Genomic DNA, 23,193 nt, shown 5'->3' with positions numbered 1-23,193 from the left:
TCCCTGGTTCCCCGGTCTCACCAGGCGTAGATCTGCTGGACGCTGCCGTTGTCCTCGTACAGGCCGACCTTGGCGCCGTTCGCCTTGGACGCGGCCAGTTCGGCGAGCATCGCCGCGTCGGTCGCGCCGACGGAGCCGTTGAGGTTCAGCCAGCCGCGCAACTCGCCGTACGCCCACACATTGGCGTCGGTCTCGTTGCTCCACAGCGCGAGGATGCGCTGGTCGGGCAGCCAGTTGTGGATGAGCGTGCCGAGCGCCGCCACGTTGTGCCAGGTCTCGATGCCGCACTCGCCGTAACCGATGCGGAAGAAGCCCTGCTCGCCCCAGCCCGGACCCCAGCTGTTCTTGCCGATCCAGCACTGCTGAGCGTCGTCGTAGCCGACGAGCGTGACGCAGTGGCCGCCCGCGAGGTCACCCGTGCGGTGCCGGTAGACGCCGCTGGAGTAGCTGAAGAAGTCCTGGTAGACCAGGAAACAGGCGGTGATGGAGCCGTAGCGCGCGATGTTCTCCTTCATCGCCGCCGGGTTGTTGGTGACGGACTGCCAGGAGCCGATCCTCACCAGCCGGTTGGGCCAGTCCGCGTTCAGCTTCGAGGCGTCCTGGTCGCCCGCCGTGTACGGGAAGTACTCCTCGATGGTGATGCCGTTGTCGCGCGCCTGGTCGGCCAGCGGCTCCGGGAACCAGCCGGTGGAGCAGCTGCGGCCGGCCTGGCGGCCGTAGTAGTAGAACGCCTGCGCCTCGGAGAGGTCGACCGGCAGACAGGGCGCGCCGTAGCTGAAGCGCGTGACGTGCTCCATCATGCCCACGGTGCCGAAGGCCACGCAGGAACCGCACGAGCCCTGGTTCTTGACGGGCGTCGTGTAATTGACGCCGCCGATGTTGCGCAGGTCGAACGCGGCGGGCGCGCCGACCGAGTCGGCGGTGGCGGACAGAGCGGCCGCGATGTTGCTCTGCTTCGCGCTCTCGATCGCGGAGCGGTCACCGGACTCGACGGGGACACCGAGGCGCACCACGCGCTGCTCCTCGGTGAGCGCCGTCATGCTGGTCGTGGTCATGTGCCACGGATTGCCCGCCTGGTCGAGTACCGACCTGAGGTGGTCGAGGTCCAGCGGGTCGTTGACAGGCATGAGGAACACTCCTTCGTGCTCGGGGCGTGTCGGGGCCCCTGCCGGCCGCCGCACGGCGGGCAGGGCAGGACAGGGCGGAGCGCGACCGGGTCCGACCGGGGCGGGGCGCGTCCGTCGCGCCGTGCGGGCACACGTCGCCGCACGGCGGGAAACGCTGGAAACGGTGGCAACTACGAAACGGCGGTGCGGACGGTGCTGCTCGCCGACTCCCGCCTGGGAGAGATCACGTTCTCTGAGAGGCTTTCACAGCCGTACCCCCGTAGTCGAGCGACAGCGGCAACCCCTGCTCCGCGGCTGTCGAGAGGCAGCTAAGCAGAGAACCAGGGGGTCGGGAATACGCCGGAATGCGGGTACCGCAAGGGAGAGACACCACTCCTCTTGCGGCTCGGGCGCTTGTGCGGGGTCAGGGGCCTTCCGCATCGATCCCGACGGCCCTGCGTGCCACCCCGGTGCTGTCCCGCACGATCACCCGGGGCACCGGCACCCGTACCGTCCGCGCGGGCCCGCCGTCCACCAGCGCGGTCAGCTCCCTGGCCGCCGTGCGCCCGAACTCCACGCTGTCGCGGGACAGGGCGGACAGCCAGGGCTTGACCATGCGGCACAGTGCGGAGTCCTCCCAGGCCACCACCGACACGTCGGCCGGTACGGAGAAGCCGAGTTCGGCCGCGGTGGCCACACCCGCGACGGCCATCACGTCGTTGTCGTAGATCAGGGCGGTCGGGGGAGCGGGCCGTCCGAGGACCCGGCGGGTGACGGCAGCGCCCTCCGCGTCCGAGTAGTCGGTGGTGACGGACTCCACCTCGCTCAGGCCCCGGCGTTCGGCCTCGGCGCGCAGTGTGCGGATACGGCGCTCGGTGTGGGCGAGGCCCGGAAGGCCCGCGATGTGCACGATGCGGCGGTGGCCCAGCGCGTACAGCTCGTCCACCACCGAGGCCATCGCGCCCGCGTCGTCCGCCCACACCGTGGACAGGCCCGGGTGGCGTTCGTCGGGGGCGCCGCCGATCACCACGGCGGGCAGGCCCAGTTCGTCCAGCAGGTCGGGCCGCGGGTCGTCGGTGCGCGGGTCGACGACCAGGACGCCGTCCACGCGGTGCTCGGCCCACCAGCGCCGGTAGACCGCGCACTCGTCGGCGACGTCCTCCACCACCTGGAAGAGCAGGCCGAGATGACGCTCCGCCAGCACCTCCTGTATGCCCGAGATCAGTTGGAGGAAGAACGAGTCCACGCCGAGCGTGTCCGCGCGGCGGGCGAGCACGAAGCCGACCGTGGCCGCGCCCTCCCCGGACAGCTGGCGGGCCGCCGTGCTGGGCCGCCAGCCCAGCTGCTCGGCGACCCGGCGCACCCGGTCACGGGTGACCTCGGAGACTCCGGGACGGCCGTTGAGCGCGAAGGAGACCGCGCTCTCGGATACACCGGCGCGCTGCGCGATGTCCTTCATCGTCGACCGACGGGCCGGGGAACGCTTGGCCGGCACGTTGCTCCCCATTTCTTCCAGGTCAGTAGCTAATGCGCTTGAGCGAAAGTACCCTAAAGCGCATTAGTAATGACTGGCAAGTTTTCGGACACACCTCTCTGACCTGCACTAATGTCGGCTGAATTTCTTTAGCTGGGATCAGTCCATTGACTTTCCCGAAGCGTCGCGGGCAAGGTCGCTGGCGTCCCAGCCGCCGACGCCGCCAAGGGAGCCGTGTCACCGTGCCCACATCCCGCAGAACCGTCGCCGCCCTCGCCGTCTCCGCCCTCCTCCTGCCGCTGAGCGCCTGCGGCTCCGGGAGCGACGGCGGGGGCCCGGGCGGCGCCTCGGGCAAGATCGGGGGCGACATCACCTTCCAGACCTGGAACCTGCGCGCCAACTTCAAGGACTACTTCGACGGCGTGATCGCCGACTTCGAGAAGAAGCACCCGGGTACCCATGTGAAGTGGGTCGACCAGCCCGCCGAGGGCTACGCCGACAAGATCAGCGCCGATGCGGCCGGCGGCACCCTGCCCGATGTCGTCAACGTCTCCCCGGACCTCGTCGCCCCGCTCGCCAGGGCCGGACTCGCCCTCGACCTCGGCAAGGCCGCCGCCAAGTACAAGAAGGAATACCTGGCAGGCGCCTGGGCGAGCCACCGGATACCGGGCATGACCGGCACGTACGCCTTCCCCTGGTACCTCAACACCGGCCCGCTGTTCTACAACAAGTCCCTGTTCGAGAAGGCCGGACTCGACCCCGACCGGCCGCCGAAGACGTACGACGACCTCTTCGCCGACGCCCTGGAACTGGCGAGGAAGAGCGACGGCAAGGTCGCCACCCTCGCCAACGTGCCCACCATCGAGGACTTCGGCCGCTACGGCGTCGAGCTCATGAACAAGCAGGGCGCCGCCTTCACCTTCAACGACGCCAAGGGCATCCAACTCCTCACCAGGTACAAGGAGTTGTACGACGCAAAAGCCCTCGACCCGCAGGCGCTGACCGCCACGCCCGAGTCGTCCGGCAGGAAGTTCCTCACCGAGGCCGTCGCCATGAACCCCGGCAGCGCCCTGGACCTCGGCAACTTCAAGAAGCAGGCGCCCAACCTGTACAAGAACATCGGCATCACCGACCAGATCACCAGCACCGGCCACGTCAACATGTACGTGATGGGCGTGATGGTCAACTCCAGGACCAGGCACACGGCCGCCTCGGTCGCCTTCGCGCACTGGATCACCGACGCCGAGCACCAGATGTCCTTCGCCAGGAAGGTCGCCATCTTCCCCAGCACCGCCGGCTCACTGGACGACCCGTACTTCACCAAGGAGGACGGCACCGACGAGACCCGGGTGCGCATCGCCGCCGCCAAGTCGCTGAAGAACGCGATCAACTACACGCCCGTCCTGTTCAGCGAGCAGATGAAGACGGCGCTGCGCAACGAGGTGGCCAAGGCCCTGCAGGGCAAGGAGAGCCCCAAGACGGCTCTCGACAACGCTGTCAAGGCCTGCAACACGCTCCTCCGGCAGCAGGGCTAGCGCGCGATGGCCACTTCTGCCGTGTCCCAGGAGCGGGGCGTGCGAGGTGTGCGGCGCCAACTGCCCACCACTCCCTGGCTGTTCGCCGCACCCGGACTGCTGATCACCGGCGTGTTCATCCTGTACCCGTTCGTCTCCACCCTGGTCAACGCCTTCACCGACCGCCGCACCCTGATCCCGGGCCGGTTCGTGGGCCTTGCCAACTTCCGTGAGCTGCTCCACGACGACATGTTCTGGATCGGCCTGCGCAACAGCACGCTGTACGTGCTGGGGGTCGTTCCCGCCCTCGTCCTCCTGCCCCTGCTGCTCGCGCTGCTGGTCCAGAAGAACATCCCCGGCATCACCTTCTTCCGCTCGGCCTTCTACACCCCGGTCGTCGCCTCGATCGTCGTCGTCGGGCTTATCTGGGTCTGGCTGCTCGACGAACGCGGCCTGGTCAACTCCCTGCTGGAGACCATCGGGGTCGGGCGGGTCGGCTTCCTCAGCGACCAGTGGCTGCTCCTGCTGAGCGCCATGGCCGTCACGGTCTGGAAGGGCCTCGGCTACTACATGATCATTTATCTGGCGGCGCTGGCCGATGTGCCCCGCGAACTCCACGAGGCCGCCGCCGTCGACGGCGCGGGCGCCCTCCGCCGCTTCCTGACCGTCACGGTGCCCGCCGTCCGCTCCACCATGGTCCTGGTCGGCGCGCTCTCCTCGGTCGCCGCATTCAAGGTGTTCTCCGAGGTCTACCTGATGGCGGGCCCGAGCGGCGGACCGGCCGGCGAGGACACCACCCTCGTCATGCTCGTCCAGCGCACCGGCACCGGCCTCACCGGCCGCGTCGGCTACGCCTCCGCCATCTCGGTCGTCGTCTTCGTCGTCACCGTCGCCCTGATGCTGCTCGTGCTGCGCGCAGACCGGAGGGAGGACAGGTGAGCGTCGTCGAGAAGGTACGACCCGTGGAGGCGCCGGCTCCCGCACGGGAGCCCCGCGTGCGCGTCACCGACGAGCACGGCCGTCGCATCCGGGCGTGGGAACTCGCCCTGCGCTACCTGCTGTTGCTCGCCGTACTCGCGCTGACCGTCGGCCCGTTCCTGTGGCAGCTGTCCACCTCGCTCAAGGGGTCGACCGAGGACATCTACAGCTCCCCGCCGACCTTCCTGCCCGGCCACCCCACCCTGCACAACTACGAGCGGGTCGCCGACACCATCCCCGTCTGGGACTACGCGTTCAACTCCCTGAAGGTGGCCACCGCCAACGTCGTCACCAACTGCGTCGGATCGGCTCTCGCCGGCTACGCCCTGGCCCGGCTGCGCTACCGCGGACGCCGGGTGGCCACCCTCGCCTTCATCCTGGCGATGCTCGTACCGGTGGAGGGGATCATCATCGCCCAGTTCACCACCATGCGGGAGCTGGGCCTCAACAACACCCTGGTCGGCGTGGTGCTGCCGGGCTGCATCGGCGCCATGAACGTGCTGCTGATGCGCAACGCCTTCCTGAACCTGCCCTACGAGATCGAGGAGGCGGCCTACGTCGACGGCGCCGACGTCCGGCAGCGGTTCCTGCGCATCGCGCTGCCCGCGGTGAAGGGCACGATCGCCGTCGTCGCGATCTTCGCCTTCATGGGCGCCTGGGACGACTTCCTGTGGCCGCTGATCGTGCTGAGCGATCCGTCCAAGTTCACGCTGACCATCGGCCTCAACTACCTGCACGGCACCTTCGCAGGCGACGAACGGCTCGTCGCCGCGGGCACGGTCATCGCCGTGGCACCGCTGATCGCCCTCTTCGCCTGTCTGCAGCGGTACTTCTTCCGCGGGGTCGGCGAGGGAGCGGTCAAGGGCTGATCACCGCCATCGAGTTCAAGGACTTCCGCATGCCTGCTGCCGTGCGCTTCGGCGTCAACTATACCCCCAGCGAAGGGTGGTTCCACCACTGGCTCGACTTCGACCTCGACTCCGTGCGGGCCGACATCGACTCCATCGCCGCGCTCGGCCTGGACCACATCCGGGTCTTCCCGCTGTGGCCGTACTTCCAGCCCAATCGCACGCTCGTCCGTCCCCGCGCCGTCGAGCAGCTCGTCGCACTGGTCGACGCGGCGGCCGAGCGCGGGCTCGACGTCAACGTGGACGGTCTGCAAGGGCACCTGAGCAGCTTCGACTTCCTGCCCGCCTGGACCCGCACCTGGCACCGGCGGAACCTGTTCACCGACCCGGACGTGCTCGACGGCCAGGCCACCTATCTGCGCACCCTCGCCGCCGCCCTCGCCGGCCGGCCGAACTTCCTCGGCATGACCCTCGGCAACGAGGTCAACCAGTTCTCGGCGGGACCGCATCCCGATCCGGACCGAGCCACCTCCGACGAGATCGACGCGTGGCTCGCGCGCATGCTCGCCGCCTGCGAGCAGGGCGCCCCCGGCAAGCTGCACCTGCACGCCGAGTACGACGCCACCTGGTACCAGGACGACATGCCCTTCACGCCGGCCCAGGCCGCCCGCCACGGCGCCGTCACCGCCGTACACTCCTGGGTCTTCAACGGCACGGCCCAACGGCACGGCCGTACGTCCGGCCCCACGGAACACCACGCTGCGTACCTCGTCGAACTGAGCAAGGCGTGGGCCGAGGACCCGGGTCGCCCCGTCTGGCTCCAGGAAGTGGGCGCACCCGCGCCCGTCATCCCACCCGAGCACGCCGCCGCCTTCGCCGAGGCCACCGTCGCAGGCGCCCTGGACTGCCCCGACCTGTGGGGCATCACCTGGTGGTGCTCGCACGACGTGTCCCGGGACCTCGCGGACTTCCCCGAACTCGAATACGGGCTGGGCCTGTTGACGAACGACAGGCGGCCCAAGGACACGGCGCGGGCGCTGGCGCAGGCGGCAGCACGCGAGCACACGCCTCCCGCGTCCCGCAGCACCGCGCTCGTCGTCCCGGCCGACCCGGCCACACGCTCGCTCTGCGCCCCCGGCGGGCCGGTCTTCGACGCCTTCTTCCGGCTGACCGCCGACGGTGCCCGCCCCACGACCGTCCTGGACACCCGCGCGGACGACAAGGACCACCTCGCCGCACGCGGCATCACCGAAGTCGTCACTCCCGAACAGGTACTCCGCACCCCACCAGGAGGAACCAGCTCGTGAAACCCACCAGACGCACCGTCCTGCTCGCCGGCGCCGCGGCCGCACTGATGCCGCCGTCGCCCGCCTTCGCCGTACCGAACGCATCGCGGGCCTCGAAGGCCGACGCCACCGCGACCCCGCCGTACGCCTCCTACTGGTATCCGGACTCCCTGCCCGCCGGCAGCCCTGGTACCGGCATCACCTGGCGCAGCCTGAAGGCCTGGCGCGCCGCCGACGACACCGACCTCGCGTTCAACACCGCGTCCGTGCCGCCGGCCCCCCGCTTCACCCCGACGCCGGCGAACAGCACCGCCCGCTCAGGGCAGGCCCGCATCCAGTCGCTGGTGTCGTTCGGGCCGACGTCCGGCAACCCGTCGCAGGGTTCGGCCACCGCCGACTACTACGCGCTCACACACTGGGCCTACGTCGACGAGTTGGTGTTCTGGGGCGGCTCGTCCGGTGAAGGGCTGATCCTCGCCCCGAACGCACCGATCGTGGACGCGGCGCACCGGCACGGGGTCCCGGTGCTCGGCAACATCTTCCTGCCGCCCACCGCCTATGGCGGGCAGTTGCAGTGGACGCGGGACCTCGTGCAGAAGGACTCCGCCGGGCACTACCCGCTCGCCGCCCAACTCGTCGCCGTCGCGGCTGCCTACGGGTTCGACGGGTGGTTCGTCAACGCCGAGACCGGTGGCGGGAATGCCGCGCTCGGCGCCGCCGTGCTCGGCTTCGTCACGGAGCTGAAGTCGCTCGCCGCCGCCCGTGGGCAGCGGGTGACCTGGTACGACGCGATGACCGTGAACGGCACGGTGAGCTGGCAGGGGGCGCTCGACAGCCAGAACCAGGCGTTCTTCCAGGCTGCCGACGACATGTTCGTCGACTTCCGGTGGAGTGCTGGCACGTTGGCGTCGTCCGGACAGAAGGCACAGCAACTCGGCCGCAGCCGCTATGAGTTGTGGGCGGGGGTCGACGTCGAGTCCAACGGGTCGAACACGAGCGTGAGCTGGGACGCCATCGTGCCGACGACCAAGGCGCACGTCACCTCGATCGGCTTCTACCGGCCCGAGTGGACCCGCAACCACCTGCCCGCCTCCCGGACCCCGGCCGACTTCCACGCCGCCGACGACCGGTTCTGGACCGGCCGTTCGCTCGATCCGTCGCAGCCTGACGCCTCCGACCCGTGGCGGGCGCCCGCGGTGTCGGTCGCGGACCGGTCGCCGGTGTCCGCCGTGCCGTTCGCGAGCGTGTTCAACACCGGGCACGGGCTGCGGTGGTACGAGGACGGGGAGGTCACCTCGGACACGCCGTGGAATCACCTCGGGCTGCAGGACCGGCTGCCCTCGCGGCGGTGGGTGGCGCGCACGGAGGGGGAGCGTCCTGTTGTCTCGTTCGACTTCGCGGATGCGTGGCGTGGCGGCAACAGCGTGCTGGTGGACGGTGAACTGGACGCACCGACGACCGTGGAGTTGTACGCGACACGGCTCCCGATCACTGTTGACACGGTTGTCGAGCTGACGCACCGCACCGACACGGGTGCTGTGAACGTCGAGCTCGCCGTGGCGACGGCCGAGCCGAGCGCTCCGGGTGTGACACCGCCGTACAGCTATCTGCCTGTGAACTCGGTCAACAGGAGGCGTGGCGAGGACAGGTCTGCGGCTGTGAAGTCGGTCAACGGCTGGGCGACCGTGACCGTCCCGCTCGCAGGCCTCTCCGGAACGCTCCATGCGATCGGTGTGCGCCTCACCGCCACCGACGGCCCGGTGCAGTGGCGACTCGGTGGGCTGGCGGTGCGCGACACGGTCGACACGCCCGCCGCCCCCTCCGCGCTGCGGATAACCGCGGCCTCCGGCGGCAACCTGCTCCTGGCCTGGAACCCCGCCCCGGGCGCGGTACGCCACTACATGCTGCACCGCCTCCTGCCCGACGGCACCCGGCGCTTTCTCGGGGCCACCGGCCAGCGCGCCTACTTCCTCGGCGGCCTGCAGCCCGAACAGGGAGAGCAGGCGGCCCGGTTGGAGCTGCGCGCAGTAGGGGAGCTGTACACCACGTCGGCCCCCGTCACCGTGACCCACACCTGGTAACCATCCGCCACCGGAAGCCCCGGAAGACCTACGGAGCACCCCGCATGCATGACGACCGCAGCCTGGTCGAAGCCCGTCTCAAGCGCGTCCTCGAGGAGCGCATCCGCCCCGCCGTGTATCCCGAGACCGTGCCGCTGGAGGTGGCGGTGTGGCACGCCCCCGGCGAGCCGGTGCCGGTCGCCGAGGGGCTGGCGGCCGAGCCCGAGCCGATCGCGGTCGGCGCCCGGTGGGGTGCTCCGTGGGGCACCAGCTGGTTCCGTGTCACGGGAACGGTGCCCGAGGCGTGGGCCGGCAGGACCGTCGAGGCGATCCTCGACCTCGGCTTCGACGAGAACATGCCCGGATTCCAGTGCGAGGGTCTGGTGTACCGGCCCGACGGCACCCCGGTGAAGGGCCTCAACCCGTGCAACCAGTGGGTGCGGATCGGCGCCCCGGTCGAGGGCGGCGAGGAGGTGCGCCTGCACGTCGAGGCGGCCTCCAACCCCGTCATCCTCGACTACCACCCGTTCTTGCCCACGCAGTTGGGCGACAAGGAGACGGCAGGCAGCGAACCGCAGTACACCCTCACCCGTATGGACCTCGCCGTCTTCGACGAGACGGTGTGGCAGCTGGTGATCGACCTGGAGGTGCTCGGCGAGCTGATGGCCGAGCTGCCGGTGGAGTCGGCGCGGCGCTGGGAGATCCTGCGCGCGGTGGAGCGGTCACTCGACGCGATCGACCTGCAGGACGTCAACGGCACGGCGGGGCAGGCCCGTTCACGCCTGGCCGACGTCCTGTCCCCATCCGCCGCCCCCTCCGCCCATCGCATCAGCGCAGTCGGTCATGCGCACATCGACTCGGCGTGGCTGTGGCCGCTGCGCGAGACGGTCCGCAAGGTCGCCCGTACGACCTCCAACATGACGGCGCTTCTGGAGGACGAGCCCGACTTCGTGTTCGCCATGTCGCAGGCCCAGCAGTGGGCGTGGGTGAAGGAGCACCGGCCCGAGGTGTGGGCGCGGGTGAAGAAGGCGGTGGCGGACGGGCGGTTCGTGCCGGCCGGCGGGATGTGGGTGGAGTCGGACACCAACATGCCCGGCTCGGAGGCGATGGCCCGCCAGTTCGTGCACGGCAAGCGGTTCTTCCTCGACGAGTTCGGCATCGAGAACGACGAGGCCTGGCTTCCCGACACCTTCGGCTTCGCCGCCGGGCTCCCGCAGATCATCAGGGCCGCCGGTTCCAAGTGGCTGCTGACGCAGAAGATCTCCTGGTCGCAGACGAACAAGTTTCCGCACCACACCTTCCGTTGGGAGGGCATCGACGGCACTCGGATCTTCACGCACTTCCCGCCCGTGGACACCTACAACTGTTCCATGAAGGGCAGCGAGATCGCCCACGCGGCAAGCAACTTCAAGGACAAGGGAGTCGCCCGGCACTCCCTCGCCCCGACCGGCTGGGGCGACGGAGGTGGCGGCACCACCCGCGAGATGGTCGCGAAGGCGGCGCGGCTGCGGGACCTGGAGGGCTCGGCGCGGGTCGTATGGGAGACCCCGCAGGAGTTCTTCGAGAAGGCCGAGGCCGAGTACACCGAACCGCCCGTCTGGGTCGGCGAGCTCTACCTCGAACTCCACCGTGCCACCCTCACCAGCCAGGCGAGGACCAAGCAGGGCAACCGGCGCAGCGAACACCTCCTGCGCGAGGCCGAACTCTGGGCCGCCACGGCCGCCGTACGCACCGGATCGCCTTACCCGTACGAGGAGTTGGACCGTGTCTGGAAGACGGTGCTGCTGCACCAGTTCCACGACATCCTGCCGGGGTCGTCGATCGCGTGGGTGCACCGGGAGGCGCGGGCGACGTACGAACGCGTGGCGGCCGAACTGGACGCGATCATTTCTGCGGCCCAACGCGTCCTGGCCGGTGGGGGATCCGCGCCGCTCGTCTTCAACTCGGCGCCGCACGCCCGGCACGGCATCCCGGCGGGCGGTGCGGGCCCGGCGGTCACCGAGGGCAGGACGAGCCCGACTCCGCGCCCGGCCGGTGGATTCGTCCTCGACAACGGCCTGCTGCGCTGCGAGATCGACGCGCAAGGCCTCCTCGTGTCGGCCTACGACATCACGGCCGACCGGGAGACGATCGCCCCGGGCGGCGCCGCGAACCTCCTCCAGCTCCATCCCGACTTCCCGAACATGTGGGACGCCTGGGACGTGGACGAGTTCTACCGCAACACTGTCACCGATCTCACGGAGGCGGACGAGGTGGTCGCCGGTGAGGACGGCGCGTCGGTGCGGATCGTGCGGTCCTTCGGCGCGTCCCACGTCACGCAGGTGCTGACGCTGCCGCCGGGGGAGCGGCGGTTGGTGCTCGACACGGAGGTGGACTGGCACGAGACGGAGAAGTTCCTCAAGCTGGCCTTCCCGCTCGACGTGCACGCCGAGCGGTATGCGTCGGAGACCCAGTTCGGGCACTTCCACCGGCCCACGCACACCAACACCTCCTGGGAGGCGGCCAAGTTCGAGGCCTGCAACCACCGCTTCGTCCACTTCGAGGAGCCCGGCTGGGGTGTCGCCGTCGTCAACGACTCGACGTACGGCCATGACGTGACCCGCACGGTCCGCACCGACGGCGACCGCGGTACGACCACCACGGTCCGGGTGTCGCTGCTGCGTGCCCCGCGTTTCCCGGACCCGGAGACCGACCAGGGCCTGCACCGTTTCCGGCATGCGCTGGTGCCGGGGGCGGCGATCGGGGACGCGGTGCGCGAAGGGTGGCGGATCAATGTGCGGGAGCGGCGGATCGACGGGGCGGCGCAGGTCGCCCCGTTGGTGACAGTCGATCACGAGGCGGTCGTGGTCACCGCCGTCAAGCTGGCCGACGACGGCAGCGGCGACGTGGTGGTCCGTTTCCACGAGGCCCACGGGGGACGCGCCCGGGCCACGCTCACGGCCGGATTCGAGGTGGCGGGCGTGACGGAGACGGATCTGCTGGAACGTCCGGTGCCGCAGACGGCGATCGAGCAGCGGGAGGGAGACAGGGTCGGTGTGCGGCTGCGCCCCTTCCAGCTGGTGACCTTGCGGTTCCGGCGGGTCTGAGGCGGCCCGGCGACGGGATCGGTGTGCTGCCGGCCGGGTTGCCGCCCGGCCGGCCTTTCCTCCGCGTGCGTGCGCCCCCGATGATGTGCCGATGAGACGAAGCACGGTCACCGACCCGGACTGGTCCGCGGAGCCGGACCCGGTACTGGCCCTCGCGCGGCAGGACCTGGCGTTCTACGGGCGTACCCGCGATCGGGCCAGACGGCTGCACCACGCCACGGAACTGGGCGCGCTCGCCTCCACGTCGGCGACGGTCGTGGCGGCCGGGCTGCATGCCCCGGCCTGGCTGACGGCCCTGATCGCGGGCGGCGCCGTCTTCTTCACCGGCGTGCGGCAGCTGTTCAACCCCGGCGCACGCTGGATCGCCGGCGGGCAGTCCCACGAGGCCCTGCGGCGAGCCGTCGACCGCTATCTGCTGCTGCCGCCGGCGGAACGCGATGCGGCGGCGCGGGCCGCCCTGCAGACGGCGATCGAGGAGGTGGGCAACAGCGAGCTGCGGGAGTGGGCCGAGACGCAGGGGCAGCGCGCCAATGCCTCGCTGCCCGCGGCGAGCGGCTGAACGCGGCAGCTTGCGCGCACTGGGGTCCGGTGGAGGTCAGACCGACAGTGCCGGGATCACCTCGGCGGCAATGCGGTCCGCGAGGGCGGTGGGGTCGCCGATCGGTGTGAACAGGACGAGACCCGCGCCGGCGTCGATCACCTCGCGGACGGCGGCCACGCAGTCGTCCGGCGTGCCGGCGATCGCCGCGGCCTCGATGCCGGGAATGCGCCGGCCGTAGACGCGGGCCAGACCGGCGTTGACCCGCTCACGCGCGAGCCCGGCGTCCGCATCGATGTCGATGTAGACCCGTTTCGCGATCGAGAAGTCCGTCCTGCCCGCCTTGGCCGCCGCCGCCGTGACGAACGCGACCTGCTCCCTGAACGCGGCCGTGGTCGACGACCCCGCGCCGAAGAACCCGTTGCCCAGCCGCACCGCACGCCGAAGCGCCGGCTCGCTTGATCCGCCGAACCACAGCGGAGGATGCGGCTTCTGAAGCGGCTTCGGCTCCAGCACGGCGTCCGCCAGCTGCCAGAACTCGCCGTCGAAGGTGACGCTCGGCTGCGTCCACAGGGCCTTGGTGAGGGCGATGCCCTCGGTGAACCGGGCCAGGTACCGTGCCTTGTCCATGCCGAACGCGGTGAACGGCCGGTGCGGGCCGCCGGAGCCGACGCCCACCTCCAGTCGGCCGCCGCTCATCTGGTCGATGGTCGCCAGCGCCTTGGCGAAGTGCACGGGCTGGTACAGCGTACTGACGAACACCGTGGTGCCCAGCCGTAGCCGGGTCGTGCATGCGGCGGCGTAGGTCATGGCTTCCATGGGCGACAGCACCGACCCGGCCCCCAAGAGCGGGTCCTGCGCCCATGCGCTGTGGTATCCGAGGTCCTCGGCCTTCGCGAAGTATGCGCGGAAGGCTCCCGGATCGAACTGTCCGTCTCGATAGAACTGAGGGATGGAGATGGCAAATCGCATGACTCCAACGTATCGACGACCGGAGCCGAACGCGGCCCGTCCGGCAGGACGCCGTCAGGACGGCGAGGCCAACGGTCGTGCCTGACCTCCGAGCTGCGCCCGCAGCCACTCCTCCACCTCGCCGACATGCGCGGCCGCAGCCGCCCGTGCCGCTTCCGGGTCGTGGGCCACCAGCGCCCGGTAGATGGCCGCGTGCTCCCGCCGGGTGCGGGCGAAGGCGCCTTCCTCCTGGTAGCCGCGCCACACGCGGGCGCGGAAGGTGCGGGAGGACAGGCCCTCCAGGATGGCCGCCATGGTGTCGTTGCCCGCGGCGGCCGCGATCTCGCGGTGGAAGGCGAGGTCGTGGGCGAGGATCACCTCGGGGTCGTCGGTGGCGTTCATCGCCGTCAGGTGCTTCTCCACCTCGGCCAGCTGGTCGGGCGTGATGCGGGCGGCCGCCAGCGCGGTCGCCGTCGACTCCAGGATGCGGCGGACCTCCAGGAGCTCCACCAGGCGCGGGCCCCGGGACAGGTCGGCGACCACCCCGAACGTCTCCAGCAGGTCGCCGGCCTCCAGCTGGGTGACGTAGATGCCGGAGCCGTGCCGGGCCTCCAGTACTCCGAGCACCGTGAGCGCACGGATCGCCTCACGCATCGAGCTGCGGGAGATGCCCAGCTGGGCGGCGAGATCACGTTCGGTGGGCAGCCGCTGGCCGGGCTCCAGACGGCCCTCGCCGATCATCGCCTTGATCCGCTCGATGGCGCGCTGCGTCACCGTGCCCTTCTGCGGGGCGGTCTCGTCCACGCCGTTCCTCCTGTCACCCGGTGCGCCGCAGTCTAACCGCGGAGGTGGTCCGACCAATACCGTCAGGAGTCGCGAAAAACAGGTGTCGGAGGGTGTTCTTCCGTGGAAGTGGTCTGATAAATATGCGGGCATCTGCTCGAACACCCTCAACGAGGAGCCGCCAGATGCCCGGCAGGACAGTGGGGAAGCGGAACAGGTTTCGAATGGTCGGTGTGATGGCCGCGGCCGCGGGCGCCTCGCTCGCGCTCGCCGCGTGCGGCAGTACCAAGGACACCGGGGGCTCCGGGAGCGCCGGAGGAGGCGGCACCGGCAAGGTCGGGGTGATCCTGCCCCTGCTGACCTCGCCGTTCTGGCAGTCGTACAACGACTACGTGCCGAAGATGGCGAAGTCCGAAGGCGTGGACGCGCTCAAGACGGTCAACTCCAACAGCGACCCCTCGCAGCAGATCACCGACATCAACAACCAGCTCAACCAGGGCGTGAAGGGCCTGGTCGTCGCCCCGCTGGACAGCGCCGCCATCGAGGCCGGCCTCGACCAGGCCGACCGCAAGGGCGTGCCGGTCGTCGCGGTCGACGTCGCGCCCGACAAGGGCAAGGTCGCCATGGTGGTGCGTGCCGACAACGTCGCCTACGGCACCAAGGCCTGCGACTACCTCGGGCAGCATGTCACCAGCGGCAAGGTCGTGCAGATCATGGGCGATCTCGCCTCGGTCAACGGCCGGGACCGCTCCCAGGCCTTCCGCGACTGCGTGAAGAAGAAGTACCCCAGGCTCAAGGTCCTTGAGATCCCCGCCAAGTGGGAGTCCGACACGGCCGCCTCCCAGCTGGGCACCCTGCTCAACGCCAACCCCGACATCAAGGGCATATACATGCAGGCCGGAGGCGTCTACCTGGCGCCCACCCTGCAGACCCTCAAGGCCAAGGGCCTGCTGAAGAAGGCCGGCACCGCGGGCCACATCACCATCGTCTCCAACGACGGCATCCCGCAGGAGTTCGACGCCATCCGCAAGGGCGAGATCGACGCGACCGTCTCCCAGCCCGCCGACGCCTACGCCAAGTACGGCATGTACTACATCAAGGCGGCGATGGAGGGGAAGACCTTCAAGCCGGGCCCGACCGACCACGACTCGACGATCGTCAAGCTGCCCAGCGGCATCCTCGAGGACCAGCTGCCCGCGCCGCTGGTGACGAAGGACAACGTGGACGACCCCAAGCTGTGGGGGAACACGGTCAAGTGAGCGTCCAGGACAGCCCGCCCGTGCCCCTCGTCGAGGCCCGGGGCATCGTCAAGCGCTACGGCCCCACCACCGCCCTCGCGGACGGCCGGCTCACCGTGCTGTCCGGCGAGTCCCACGCCCTCGTCGGCCGCAACGGCGCGGGAAAATCGACCCTGGTCAACGTCCTCACCGGACTCCAGGCGCCCGACGAGGGCACGGTCCGCTTCGACGGCGAACCCGCACCCCCGCTCACCGACCGGGACGCCTGGCGCCGCAAGGTGGCCTGCGTCTACCAACACCCCACGGTCGTACCCGAGTTGACGGTCGCCGAGAACCTCTTCATCAACCGGCAGCCCCTGCACCGCGGCTTCATCAGCTGGCGCCGGCTGAAGAGCGAGGCGGCCGCCCTCCTCGACACCTGGGACGTGCAGGTCGACCCCGAGGTGCGCACCGCCGACCTCAAGGTCGAGGACCGCCAGATGGTGGAGATCGCCCGGGCGCTCAGCTTCGGCGCCCGCTTCATCGTCCTCGACGAGCCGACCGCCCAGCTGGACAAGCGCGAGATCGAGCGGCTCTTCAGCCGTATGCGCGCGCTCCAGGACTCCGGTGTCACGTTCCTGTTCATCTCGCACCACCTCCAGGAGGTGTACGAGGTCTGTCAGACGGTGACCGTGCTGCGCGACGCCCGCTGGATCACCACGGCCCCCGTCGCCGACCTGCCGAGGGCGGCGCTGATCGAGGCCATGGCGGGGGAGTCCATCGAGACGATCGCCGAACAGGCCGTACAGGAAAGGCTCGTCGACGAGCACGCGCCGGTTCTGCTGGAGGCCCGCGGGCTCACCTCGGACGCGTACGAGGACGTCGACCTGACCGTGCGGCGCGGCGAGGTCGTCGGACTCGCCGGATCCAGCGCCAGCGGCAAGATCGAGCTGGCGGAGGCCATCGCCGGCCTGCGTACACCCACCGGCGGAAGCGCCCGACTGGACGGTGAACGGCTGCAGTTCGGCTCGGTGCGGGCCGCCCTGAAGGCCGGCGTCGGCTGTGTTCCGCGCGACCGGCACGACCAGGGCCTCGTCGCCGGCATGACCATCGGCGACAACGCCACCATGAGCGTCCTGGACCGGCTCGGCCGCCTGGGGTTCATCGGAACCGACCGCAGACGCGGCTTCGCCGCCGAGCTGATCGACCGCCTCGACATCCACACCGAGGGCCCCGAGCAGCCCGTCTCCGACCTGTCCGGCGGCAATGCGCAGAAGGTCGTCATGGCCCGCGCCCTCGCCTCCGACCCGCGGTTGCTCGTCCTGATCAACCCCACCGCGGGCGTCGACGTGAAGTCCAAGGAGTCACTGCTGGCCCGCGTGGACAGCGCCCGCGAGGACGGCACCGCGGTCCTGGTCGTCTCCGACGAACTCGACGACCTGCGGCGCTGCGACCGCGTCCTCGTCCTCTTCCACGGCCGCGTCGTCGCTGAGCATCCGGCGGGCTGGCGCGACCATGAGCTGATCGCCTCCATCGAAGGAGTGGACCATGGCTGACACCAAGGCTCCGCCGGTGAAGCCGGTGAGCATGCCCGACGCCCGGGCGGCGAGGGCGGTCCTGCTGCGCCGCGCCCGCGAACTCGCCCTGGTACCCGCGCTGTTGCTGCTGCTTCTGCTCGGCGCCCTCCTGAACGACTCCTTCTTCACCGAGGCCACCCTGATCTCCATCCTGGCCTCGTCGGCGTCGCTGGCGATGGTGGTGCTGGCCGAGTCGCTTGTCCTCATCACCGGCAAGTTCGACCTGTCGCTGGAGTCGGTGGTCGGCATCGCGCCGGCGGTGGCGGCGCTCCTGGTGCTGCCGGCCGCCGAGGCCGGCTGGGGCACCGAACTCCCCGCCGGACTGGCCCTGTTGGCCATCCCCCTGGTCGGCGCGGCCATCGGTGCGTTCAACGGCATCCTCGTCGTGAAGGTGAAGCTGAACGCGTTCATCGTCACCCTCGCCATGCTGATCATCCTGCGCGGGCTGCTGGTCGGTGCCACGAAGGGCAAGACGCTGTTCGGCATGCCCGATGCGTTCTTCTCGCTGGCCACCACCACGTTCCTGCGCATCCCGATCTCCGTGTGGGTGGCCGCCGCCGCCTTCGCGATCGCCGGGCTGGTGCTCAAATACCACCGGGTGGGCCGTTCGTTGTACGCGATCGGCGGCAACCTGGAGGCGGCCCGCGCCGCCGGCATCCGCGTCGACCGGGTCCGGCTCGGCGTCTATGCCGTCGCCGGTGTCCTCGCCTCGATCGGCGGTCTGATGTACACCGGCTACGTCGGTGCCATCGGCGCCAACCAGGGCCAGAACATGATCTTCACGGTGTTCGCCGCCGCCGTGATCGGCGGGATCAGCCTCGACGGCGGCAAGGGCACCATGTTCGGCGCCCTGACCGGCGTACTCCTGCTGGGTGTGGTCAAGACCATGCTGACCATGGCCCAGGTGCCGTCGTTCTGGATCGACGCCATCTACGGCGGAATCATCCTGCTCGCACTCATCCTCGCCCGCCTCACCACGGGCCGCGCCCAGGACTGACACCCGCCCCTGCCCCCGACCGAAAGGCCCTCCGTGTCCCCGACGCCCGGCCCCTCCTGCCGCATCACCGCGGTCGACACCTACGACATCCGGTTCCCGACCTCGCGCGAGCTCGACGGCTCCGACGCGATGAACCCGGACCCCGACTACTCGGCCGCGTACGTGGTGCTGCGCACCGACCGCGAGGACGAGCCGGAGGGGCACGGATTCACCTTCACCATCGGGCGTGGCAACGATGTCCAGGTCGCCGCGATCCAAGCGCTGCGCCACCACGTGGTGGGACGGAACGTCGACGAGGTGTGTGCCGACCCGGGAGCCGTCTACCGCGACCTGATCGGGGACAGCCAGCTGCGCTGGCTGGGGCCCGAGAAGGGAGTGATGCACATGGCGATCGGCGCGGTCGTCAACGCCGTGTGGGACCTGGCGGCCAAGCGCTCCGACAAGCCGCTGTGGCGGCTGCTCGCCGAGGCCGATCCCGAGTGGCTGGTCGCCCAGATCGACTTCCGGTACCTCACGGACGCGCTCACCCCCGAGGAGGCGCTGGAGATCCTGCGCCGGGGCCGCGCGGGCTCCGAAGAGCGCACCGACCGGCTGCTGGAGCGCGGCTACCCCGCCTACACCACCTCCGCCGGCTGGCTCGGCTACAGCGACGAGAAGCTCACCCGGCTCGCCGCCCAGGCGGTCGCCGACGGATTCACCCAGATCAAGCTCAAGGTGGGGGCGGACCTCGACGACGACGTACGCCGCTGCCGGGTCGCCCGCTCGGTGATCGGCCCCGGCATCCGCATGGCCATCGACGCCAACCAGCGCTGGAACGTCGACGAGGCGATCCGCTGGACCAAGGCCCTCGCCGAGTTCGACCCGTACTGGATCGAGGAGCCCACCAGCCCCGACGACATCCTCGGCCACGCGGCCATCCGCACCGCGGTGGCGCCCGTCAAGGTGGCGACCGGCGAGCATGTCCAGAACCGGATCATCTTCAAACAGCTCCTCCAGGCCGGCGCGCTCGACGTCCTGCAGATCGACGCGGCCCGCGTCGGCGGCGTCAACGAGAACCTGGCGATCCTGCTGCTCGCAGCCAAGTTCGGGGTGCCGGTGTGCCCGCACGCGGGCGGCGTCGGCCTGTGCGAACTCGTCCAGCACCTGTCGATGTTCGACTACGTGGCGGTCTCAGACACCACCGAGGACCGGGTCATCGAGTACGTCGACCATCTGCACGACCACTTCCTCCATCCGGTGGTGATCCGCGAGGGTCACTACACGGCACCCTCCGCGCCCGGTTTCTCGGCGGCCATGCGCCCGGAGTCCATCGCGCGGTACACCTTCCCCGGCGGTACCTTCTGGGCCGCCGACCTCGACGAGAAGAAAGAAGGACGGGCGGCATGAGCGACTTCGAGGGGCTGAAGGCCCTGGTCACGGGTGGGGCCTCCGGCATCGGCCGGGCGACGGCGGAACTCCTCGCCGCCCGCGGCGCCCAGGTCGCCGTCCTCGACCTCGACCCGGCGTCGATCGACAAACCGCTGCTCGGCTTCCGGGCCGACGTCAGCGACGACGCGTCGGTACGGGATGCGGTGGCCGCCGCGGTCGCCGAGCTCGGCGGCCTCGACATCGTGATCAACAACGCGGGCGTGGGCGCGCTGGGCACCATCGAGGACAACGACGACGCCGAATGGCACCGCGTCCTCGACACCAACGTGGTCGGCATGGTCCGCGTCGCCCGCGCCGCCCTGCCCCATCTGCGCCGCTCGCAGCACGCGGCGATCGTCAACACCTGCTCCATCGGCGCCACCGCGGGTCTGCCGCAGCGGGCCCTGTACTGCGCGAGCAAGGGTGCCGTGTACTCGCTGACGCTCGCCATGGCCGCCGACCACGTCCGCGAGGGCATCCGCGTCAACTGCGTCAACCCCGGCACGGCGGACACCCCGTGGGTCGGCCGTCTGCTGGACGCGGCCGAGGACCCCGTCGCCGAGCGCGCCGCGCTGGAGGCCCGCCAGCCCACCGGCCGCCTCGTCTCCGCGGCCGAAGTCGCCGGCGCCATCGCCTACTTGGCGAGCCCCCTGTCCGGCGCCACCACCGGCACCTCGCTCGCCGTGGACGGCGGCATGCAGGGCCTGCGTCTGAGGCCGGTGGGCCAGTGAACCGGCTCGGCAGCAGTGCCGTCGAGGTCAGCGCGCTGGCCTTCGGCGGAGCCGTCATCGGCAACCTCTACACCGAGGTCGGCGAGGAACAGGCGTACGAGGCGGTGGACGCGGCCTGGCAGCAAGGCATCCGCTACTTCGACACCGCCCCGCACTACGGCCTCGGCCTGTCCGAACGCCGCCTCGGCGCCGCCCTGCGCGCACACCCCCGTACCGCCTACACGATCTCCACCAAGGCCGGCCGCCGCCTGGAGCCCTCCGGCGAGGGCGGCGACGACATGGCCGACGGCTTCGCCGTGCCCGCCACCCACCGGCGCGTGTGGGACTTCAGCGCCGACGGCGTACGCCGCAGCCTCGAGGCCAGCCTGGAACGGCTCGGCCTCGACCGCGTCGACGTCGTCTACCTCCACGATCCCGACGACCACGCCGAACAGGCCTTCCACGAGGGCTACCCGGCGCTGGAGAAGCTGCGCTCGGAAGGCGTGGTGGGCGCCATCGGCGCGGGCATGAACCAGGCCGAGATGCTCACCCGCTTCGTCCGTGACACCGACGTCGACGTCGTGCTGTGCGCCGGCCGCTACACGCTCCTGGAGCAGCCGGCGCTCACCGAACTCCTGCCCGCGGCGCAGGAACGCGGCACGTCGGTGGTCATCGGCGGCGCCTTCAACTCCGGTCTGCTTGCCGACCCCAAGCCCGGTGCGACCTACAACTACGCGGCCGCGCCGACGGAGTTGCTGGACCGAGCCCTGCACCTGAAGGCGGTCGCCGACCGGCACGGCACCACGCTGCGCGCCGCCGCCCTCGCCTTCTGCGCCGCCCACCCGGCGGTCGCGAGCGTGCTCGTGGGTGCCCGCTCGGCCGCGGAGGTCCGCGACTGCGCCGAGCAGTTCGCGGCGCCCCCTCTGGCCGCCTTCTGGCAGCAGCTGCGCGCCGAACGGCTCCTGCCGCCCGAAGCCCCCGTGCCCGCCGAGGAAACCTCATGAGAGTCGCCCTGCACACCAAGGTCCGCGCGGACCGCATCGCCGAGTACGAGGCCGCCCACCGCGAGGTCCCGAAGGAACTCACGGACGCGATCCGCGCGGCCGGAGCCACCTCGTGGACGATCTGGCGCAGCCGCACCGACCTCTTCCACGTCCTGGAGTGCGAGGACTACGCCCGTCTCCTCGCCGAACTGGAGAGACTCCCGGTCAACATCGCCTGGCAGGCCCGCATGGCGCAGCTGCTGGACGTGGTGCACGACTACTCGGACCAGGGTGCGGCCGCCGGTCTTCCCGTGGTCTGGCAGCTGCCATGACGGTGGACGCCCACCACCACGTGTGGGACCTCTCCGTCCGCGACCAGGACTGGATCCCCGAACTCAGCCCGCTCCGCCGGAACTTCACCCTGGCCGACCTCACCCCCGAGGCGCGGGCGGCCGGAGTCGACCGCACGGTCCTCGTCCAGACGGTCACCGTGCCGGAGGAGACCCCGGAGTTCCTGGCCCTGGCCGCCGCCCACGACCTGGTCGCGGGTGTGGTCGGCTGGACCGACCTCACCCGCCCGGACATCACCGACGAACTCTCCCGCCTGCGCGAACTCCCCGGTGGCCACTGCCTCAAGGGCATCCGCCACCAGGTCCAGGCCGAACCCGACCCCGAGTGGCTGCTGCGCCCGGACGTACGCAGAGGCCTGGCGGCCGTGGCCGACGCGGGCCTGGTCTACGACCTCGTCGTCCTCCCGCACCAACTGCCGGCATGCACCAAGGCGGCCACCGCCCTCCCCCAGCTCACCTTCGTCCTCGACCACTTGGGCAAGCCCCCCATCGCCTCCGGCGCTCTGAAACCCTGGGCGACCTACCTCCACGCCCTCGCCGCCCTGCCCAACACGACCGCCAAACTCTCCGGCCTGGTCACCGAGGCCGCCCCCGACTCATGGACCGTCGACGACCTCCGCCCGTACACCGACACCGCCCTGGAGGCCTTCGGCCCCACCCGTCTGATGTTCGGCTCGGACTGGCCGGTGTGCACGGAGAGGGCGACGTACGGCGAAGTGCTCTCCGCCGCAGAGGAGTTGACCGCCCGACTTGCCGAGAAGGACCGCATCGAGATCATCGGGGGAACCGCCACCCGCGTTTACGGACTCTGATCAGGACGGGCGGAACGGGTAGGTGGCGCTGCCGCCGACATCGGCGACGACCGTGGGACAGACCCGGCACGCGGCCGCGCTGCGCGAACCAGCGGTAGTCGGTGCGGATGCCGCAGACCGGCAGGGCCCCGCCGATCGAGGTCTCCGGGTGCCGTGGACCGTGGCCCGGGTCCGGTGGATCGTCAAGGATGTGGTCGACGACACCGCACCGCCGGCCGGTCCACTGCGCGCACCCTTCCTCCCTGCACGGCCCGGTGAACCGGTAGCGGCTCTCGGGCCGCCCGGAGGCCTGCAGACGATCGGCGAGAGCGCGGTCGACGACCACCGGATCGGGCAGACAGGCCGGGCGGCCCGATGCCGTCGTCACACCCAGCAGGGAAGTGCCCTCCGCGCACGAGGTGCCGGGGCAGCCCATCGGCCGCCGGCCCGAAGGCCCGCCCGTCGACTTCGAGGAGCCTTCCGGAAGGGCCATCGCACCCCCACCTGACCTGCGGCGTACTCCTGCACGGGGCGAGC

20 protein-coding genes are annotated in these 23,193 nt (G+C 70.5%); 15 read left to right on the top strand and 5 right to left on the bottom strand.

Features of this window, described 5'->3' with window-relative positions:
• Positions 1–17 precede the first annotated feature (17 nt).
• Both AB0N07_RS23405 and AB0N07_RS23400 read right to left on the bottom strand, forming a co-directional pair.
• The gene (locus tag AB0N07_RS23405; RefSeq protein ID WP_365838020.1) at positions 18–1,127 is read right to left on the bottom strand and encodes a C1 family peptidase; all 1,110 of its coding nucleotides are present in this window, start codon (positions 1,125–1,127) and stop codon (positions 18–20) included.
• Positions 1,128–1,530: 403 nt separating this feature from the next.
• Positions 1,531–2,601, bottom strand: coding sequence for a LacI family DNA-binding transcriptional regulator (locus tag AB0N07_RS23400; protein WP_365838054.1), 1,071 nt, complete (start codon positions 2,599–2,601; stop codon positions 1,531–1,533).
• Positions 2,602–2,822: 221 nt separating this feature from the next.
• On the opposite strand from AB0N07_RS23400, the gene AB0N07_RS23395 reads away from it, so the two are divergent.
• The 7 genes from AB0N07_RS23395 to AB0N07_RS23365 all read left to right on the top strand — a co-directional run bounded on the left by AB0N07_RS23395 (position 2,823) and on the right by AB0N07_RS23365 (position 12,911).
• On the top strand, positions 2,823–4,115 hold the full coding sequence (locus AB0N07_RS23395; RefSeq protein ID WP_365838018.1) for a sugar ABC transporter substrate-binding protein: 1,293 nt from the start codon (positions 2,823–2,825) through the stop codon (positions 4,113–4,115).
• A 6-nt stretch (positions 4,116–4,121) separates the two neighbouring features.
• Positions 4,122–5,033 (top strand): sugar ABC transporter permease, encoded by a 912-nt coding sequence (locus tag AB0N07_RS23390; RefSeq protein ID WP_365838015.1) that lies wholly within the window; start codon positions 4,122–4,124, stop codon positions 5,031–5,033.
• A gap of 23 nt (positions 5,034–5,056) precedes the next feature.
• On the top strand, positions 5,057–5,941 hold the full coding sequence (locus AB0N07_RS23385; RefSeq protein WP_365838052.1) for a carbohydrate ABC transporter permease: 885 nt from the start codon (positions 5,057–5,059) through the stop codon (positions 5,939–5,941).
• Between the two features lie 29 nt (positions 5,942–5,970).
• A complete protein-coding gene (locus tag AB0N07_RS23380) occupies positions 5,971–7,227 on the top strand; it encodes a glycosyl hydrolase (RefSeq protein ID WP_365838014.1) in 1,257 nt (418 codons plus the stop codon).
• The gene (locus tag AB0N07_RS23375; RefSeq protein ID WP_365838012.1) at positions 7,224–9,287 is read left to right on the top strand and encodes an endo-beta-N-acetylglucosaminidase; all 2,064 of its coding nucleotides are present in this window, start codon (positions 7,224–7,226) and stop codon (positions 9,285–9,287) included. Before AB0N07_RS23380 ends, AB0N07_RS23375 begins: the two co-directional genes overlap by 4 nt.
• A 44-nt stretch (positions 9,288–9,331) precedes the next feature.
• Positions 9,332–12,352 (top strand): glycoside hydrolase family 38 C-terminal domain-containing protein, encoded by a 3,021-nt coding sequence (locus AB0N07_RS23370; RefSeq protein WP_365838010.1) that lies wholly within the window; start codon positions 9,332–9,334, stop codon positions 12,350–12,352.
• A gap of 91 nt (positions 12,353–12,443) precedes the next feature.
• Entirely contained in the window at positions 12,444–12,911 is a 468-nt protein-coding gene (locus AB0N07_RS23365; protein ID WP_365838008.1) for a DUF4231 domain-containing protein, read from the top strand.
• Between the two features lie 36 nt (positions 12,912–12,947).
• Here the strand turns inward: AB0N07_RS23365 and AB0N07_RS23360 are convergent, their stop codons facing one another.
• Both AB0N07_RS23360 and AB0N07_RS23355 read right to left on the bottom strand, forming a co-directional pair.
• Positions 12,948–13,862: an LLM class flavin-dependent oxidoreductase gene (locus tag AB0N07_RS23360; protein ID WP_365838006.1), complete on the bottom strand. Its 915-nt coding sequence runs from the start codon at positions 13,860–13,862 to the stop codon at positions 12,948–12,950.
• A gap of 54 nt (positions 13,863–13,916) precedes the next feature.
• Entirely contained in the window at positions 13,917–14,645 is a 729-nt protein-coding gene (locus AB0N07_RS23355; protein WP_365838004.1) for a FadR/GntR family transcriptional regulator, read from the bottom strand.
• A 164-nt stretch (positions 14,646–14,809) separates the two neighbouring features.
• On the opposite strand from AB0N07_RS23355, the gene AB0N07_RS23350 reads away from it, so the two are divergent.
• From AB0N07_RS23350 to AB0N07_RS23315, 8 genes are read left to right on the top strand one after another with little or no spacing between them, the layout of a single operon-like run.
• Positions 14,810–15,883, top strand: a complete 1,074-nt coding sequence (locus AB0N07_RS23350; protein WP_365838002.1) for a sugar ABC transporter substrate-binding protein — start codon at positions 14,810–14,812, stop codon at positions 15,881–15,883.
• The gene (locus AB0N07_RS23345) at positions 15,880–17,397 is read left to right on the top strand and encodes a sugar ABC transporter ATP-binding protein (RefSeq protein WP_365838000.1); all 1,518 of its coding nucleotides are present in this window, start codon (positions 15,880–15,882) and stop codon (positions 17,395–17,397) included. Before AB0N07_RS23350 ends, AB0N07_RS23345 begins: the two co-directional genes overlap by 4 nt.
• A complete protein-coding gene (locus tag AB0N07_RS23340) occupies positions 17,390–18,415 on the top strand; it encodes an ABC transporter permease (RefSeq protein WP_365837998.1) in 1,026 nt (341 codons plus the stop codon). Before AB0N07_RS23345 ends, AB0N07_RS23340 begins: the two co-directional genes overlap by 8 nt.
• Positions 18,416–18,448: 33 nt before the next feature.
• A complete protein-coding gene (locus AB0N07_RS23335) occupies positions 18,449–19,801 on the top strand; it encodes an L-fuconate dehydratase (RefSeq protein WP_365837996.1) in 1,353 nt (450 codons plus the stop codon).
• Positions 19,798–20,553 carry an SDR family oxidoreductase gene (locus AB0N07_RS23330; RefSeq protein ID WP_365837994.1) on the top strand — a complete coding sequence of 252 codons (756 nt, stop codon included), beginning with the start codon at positions 19,798–19,800 and terminating at the stop codon, positions 20,551–20,553. The genes AB0N07_RS23335 and AB0N07_RS23330 overlap by 4 nt, the downstream gene beginning before the upstream one ends.
• Positions 20,550–21,536, top strand: coding sequence for an aldo/keto reductase (locus AB0N07_RS23325; RefSeq protein WP_365837992.1), 987 nt, complete (start codon positions 20,550–20,552; stop codon positions 21,534–21,536). Before AB0N07_RS23330 ends, AB0N07_RS23325 begins: the two co-directional genes overlap by 4 nt.
• Positions 21,533–21,847: an L-rhamnose mutarotase gene (locus AB0N07_RS23320; protein ID WP_365837990.1), complete on the top strand. Its 315-nt coding sequence runs from the start codon at positions 21,533–21,535 to the stop codon at positions 21,845–21,847. Before AB0N07_RS23325 ends, AB0N07_RS23320 begins: the two co-directional genes overlap by 4 nt.
• Positions 21,844–22,677, top strand: coding sequence for an amidohydrolase family protein (locus AB0N07_RS23315; RefSeq protein WP_365837988.1), 834 nt, complete (start codon positions 21,844–21,846; stop codon positions 22,675–22,677). The genes AB0N07_RS23320 and AB0N07_RS23315 overlap by 4 nt, the downstream gene beginning before the upstream one ends.
• On the opposite strand, the gene AB0N07_RS23310 is transcribed toward AB0N07_RS23315, so the two are convergent.
• A complete protein-coding gene (locus AB0N07_RS23310) occupies positions 22,640–23,149 on the bottom strand; it encodes a hypothetical protein (RefSeq protein ID WP_365837986.1) in 510 nt (169 codons plus the stop codon). The two genes, AB0N07_RS23315 and AB0N07_RS23310, sit on opposite strands and share 38 nt — an antisense overlap.
• Positions 23,150–23,193 lie beyond the last annotated feature (44 nt).

The organism is Streptomyces sp. NPDC051172 (genome assembly GCF_040682555.1).
Lineage (GTDB): Bacteria > Actinomycetota > Actinomycetes > Streptomycetales > Streptomycetaceae > Streptomyces.
The sequence above is the reverse complement of the archived record's forward strand: the minus strand, read 5'-3'. Positions and strand labels throughout refer to the sequence as shown.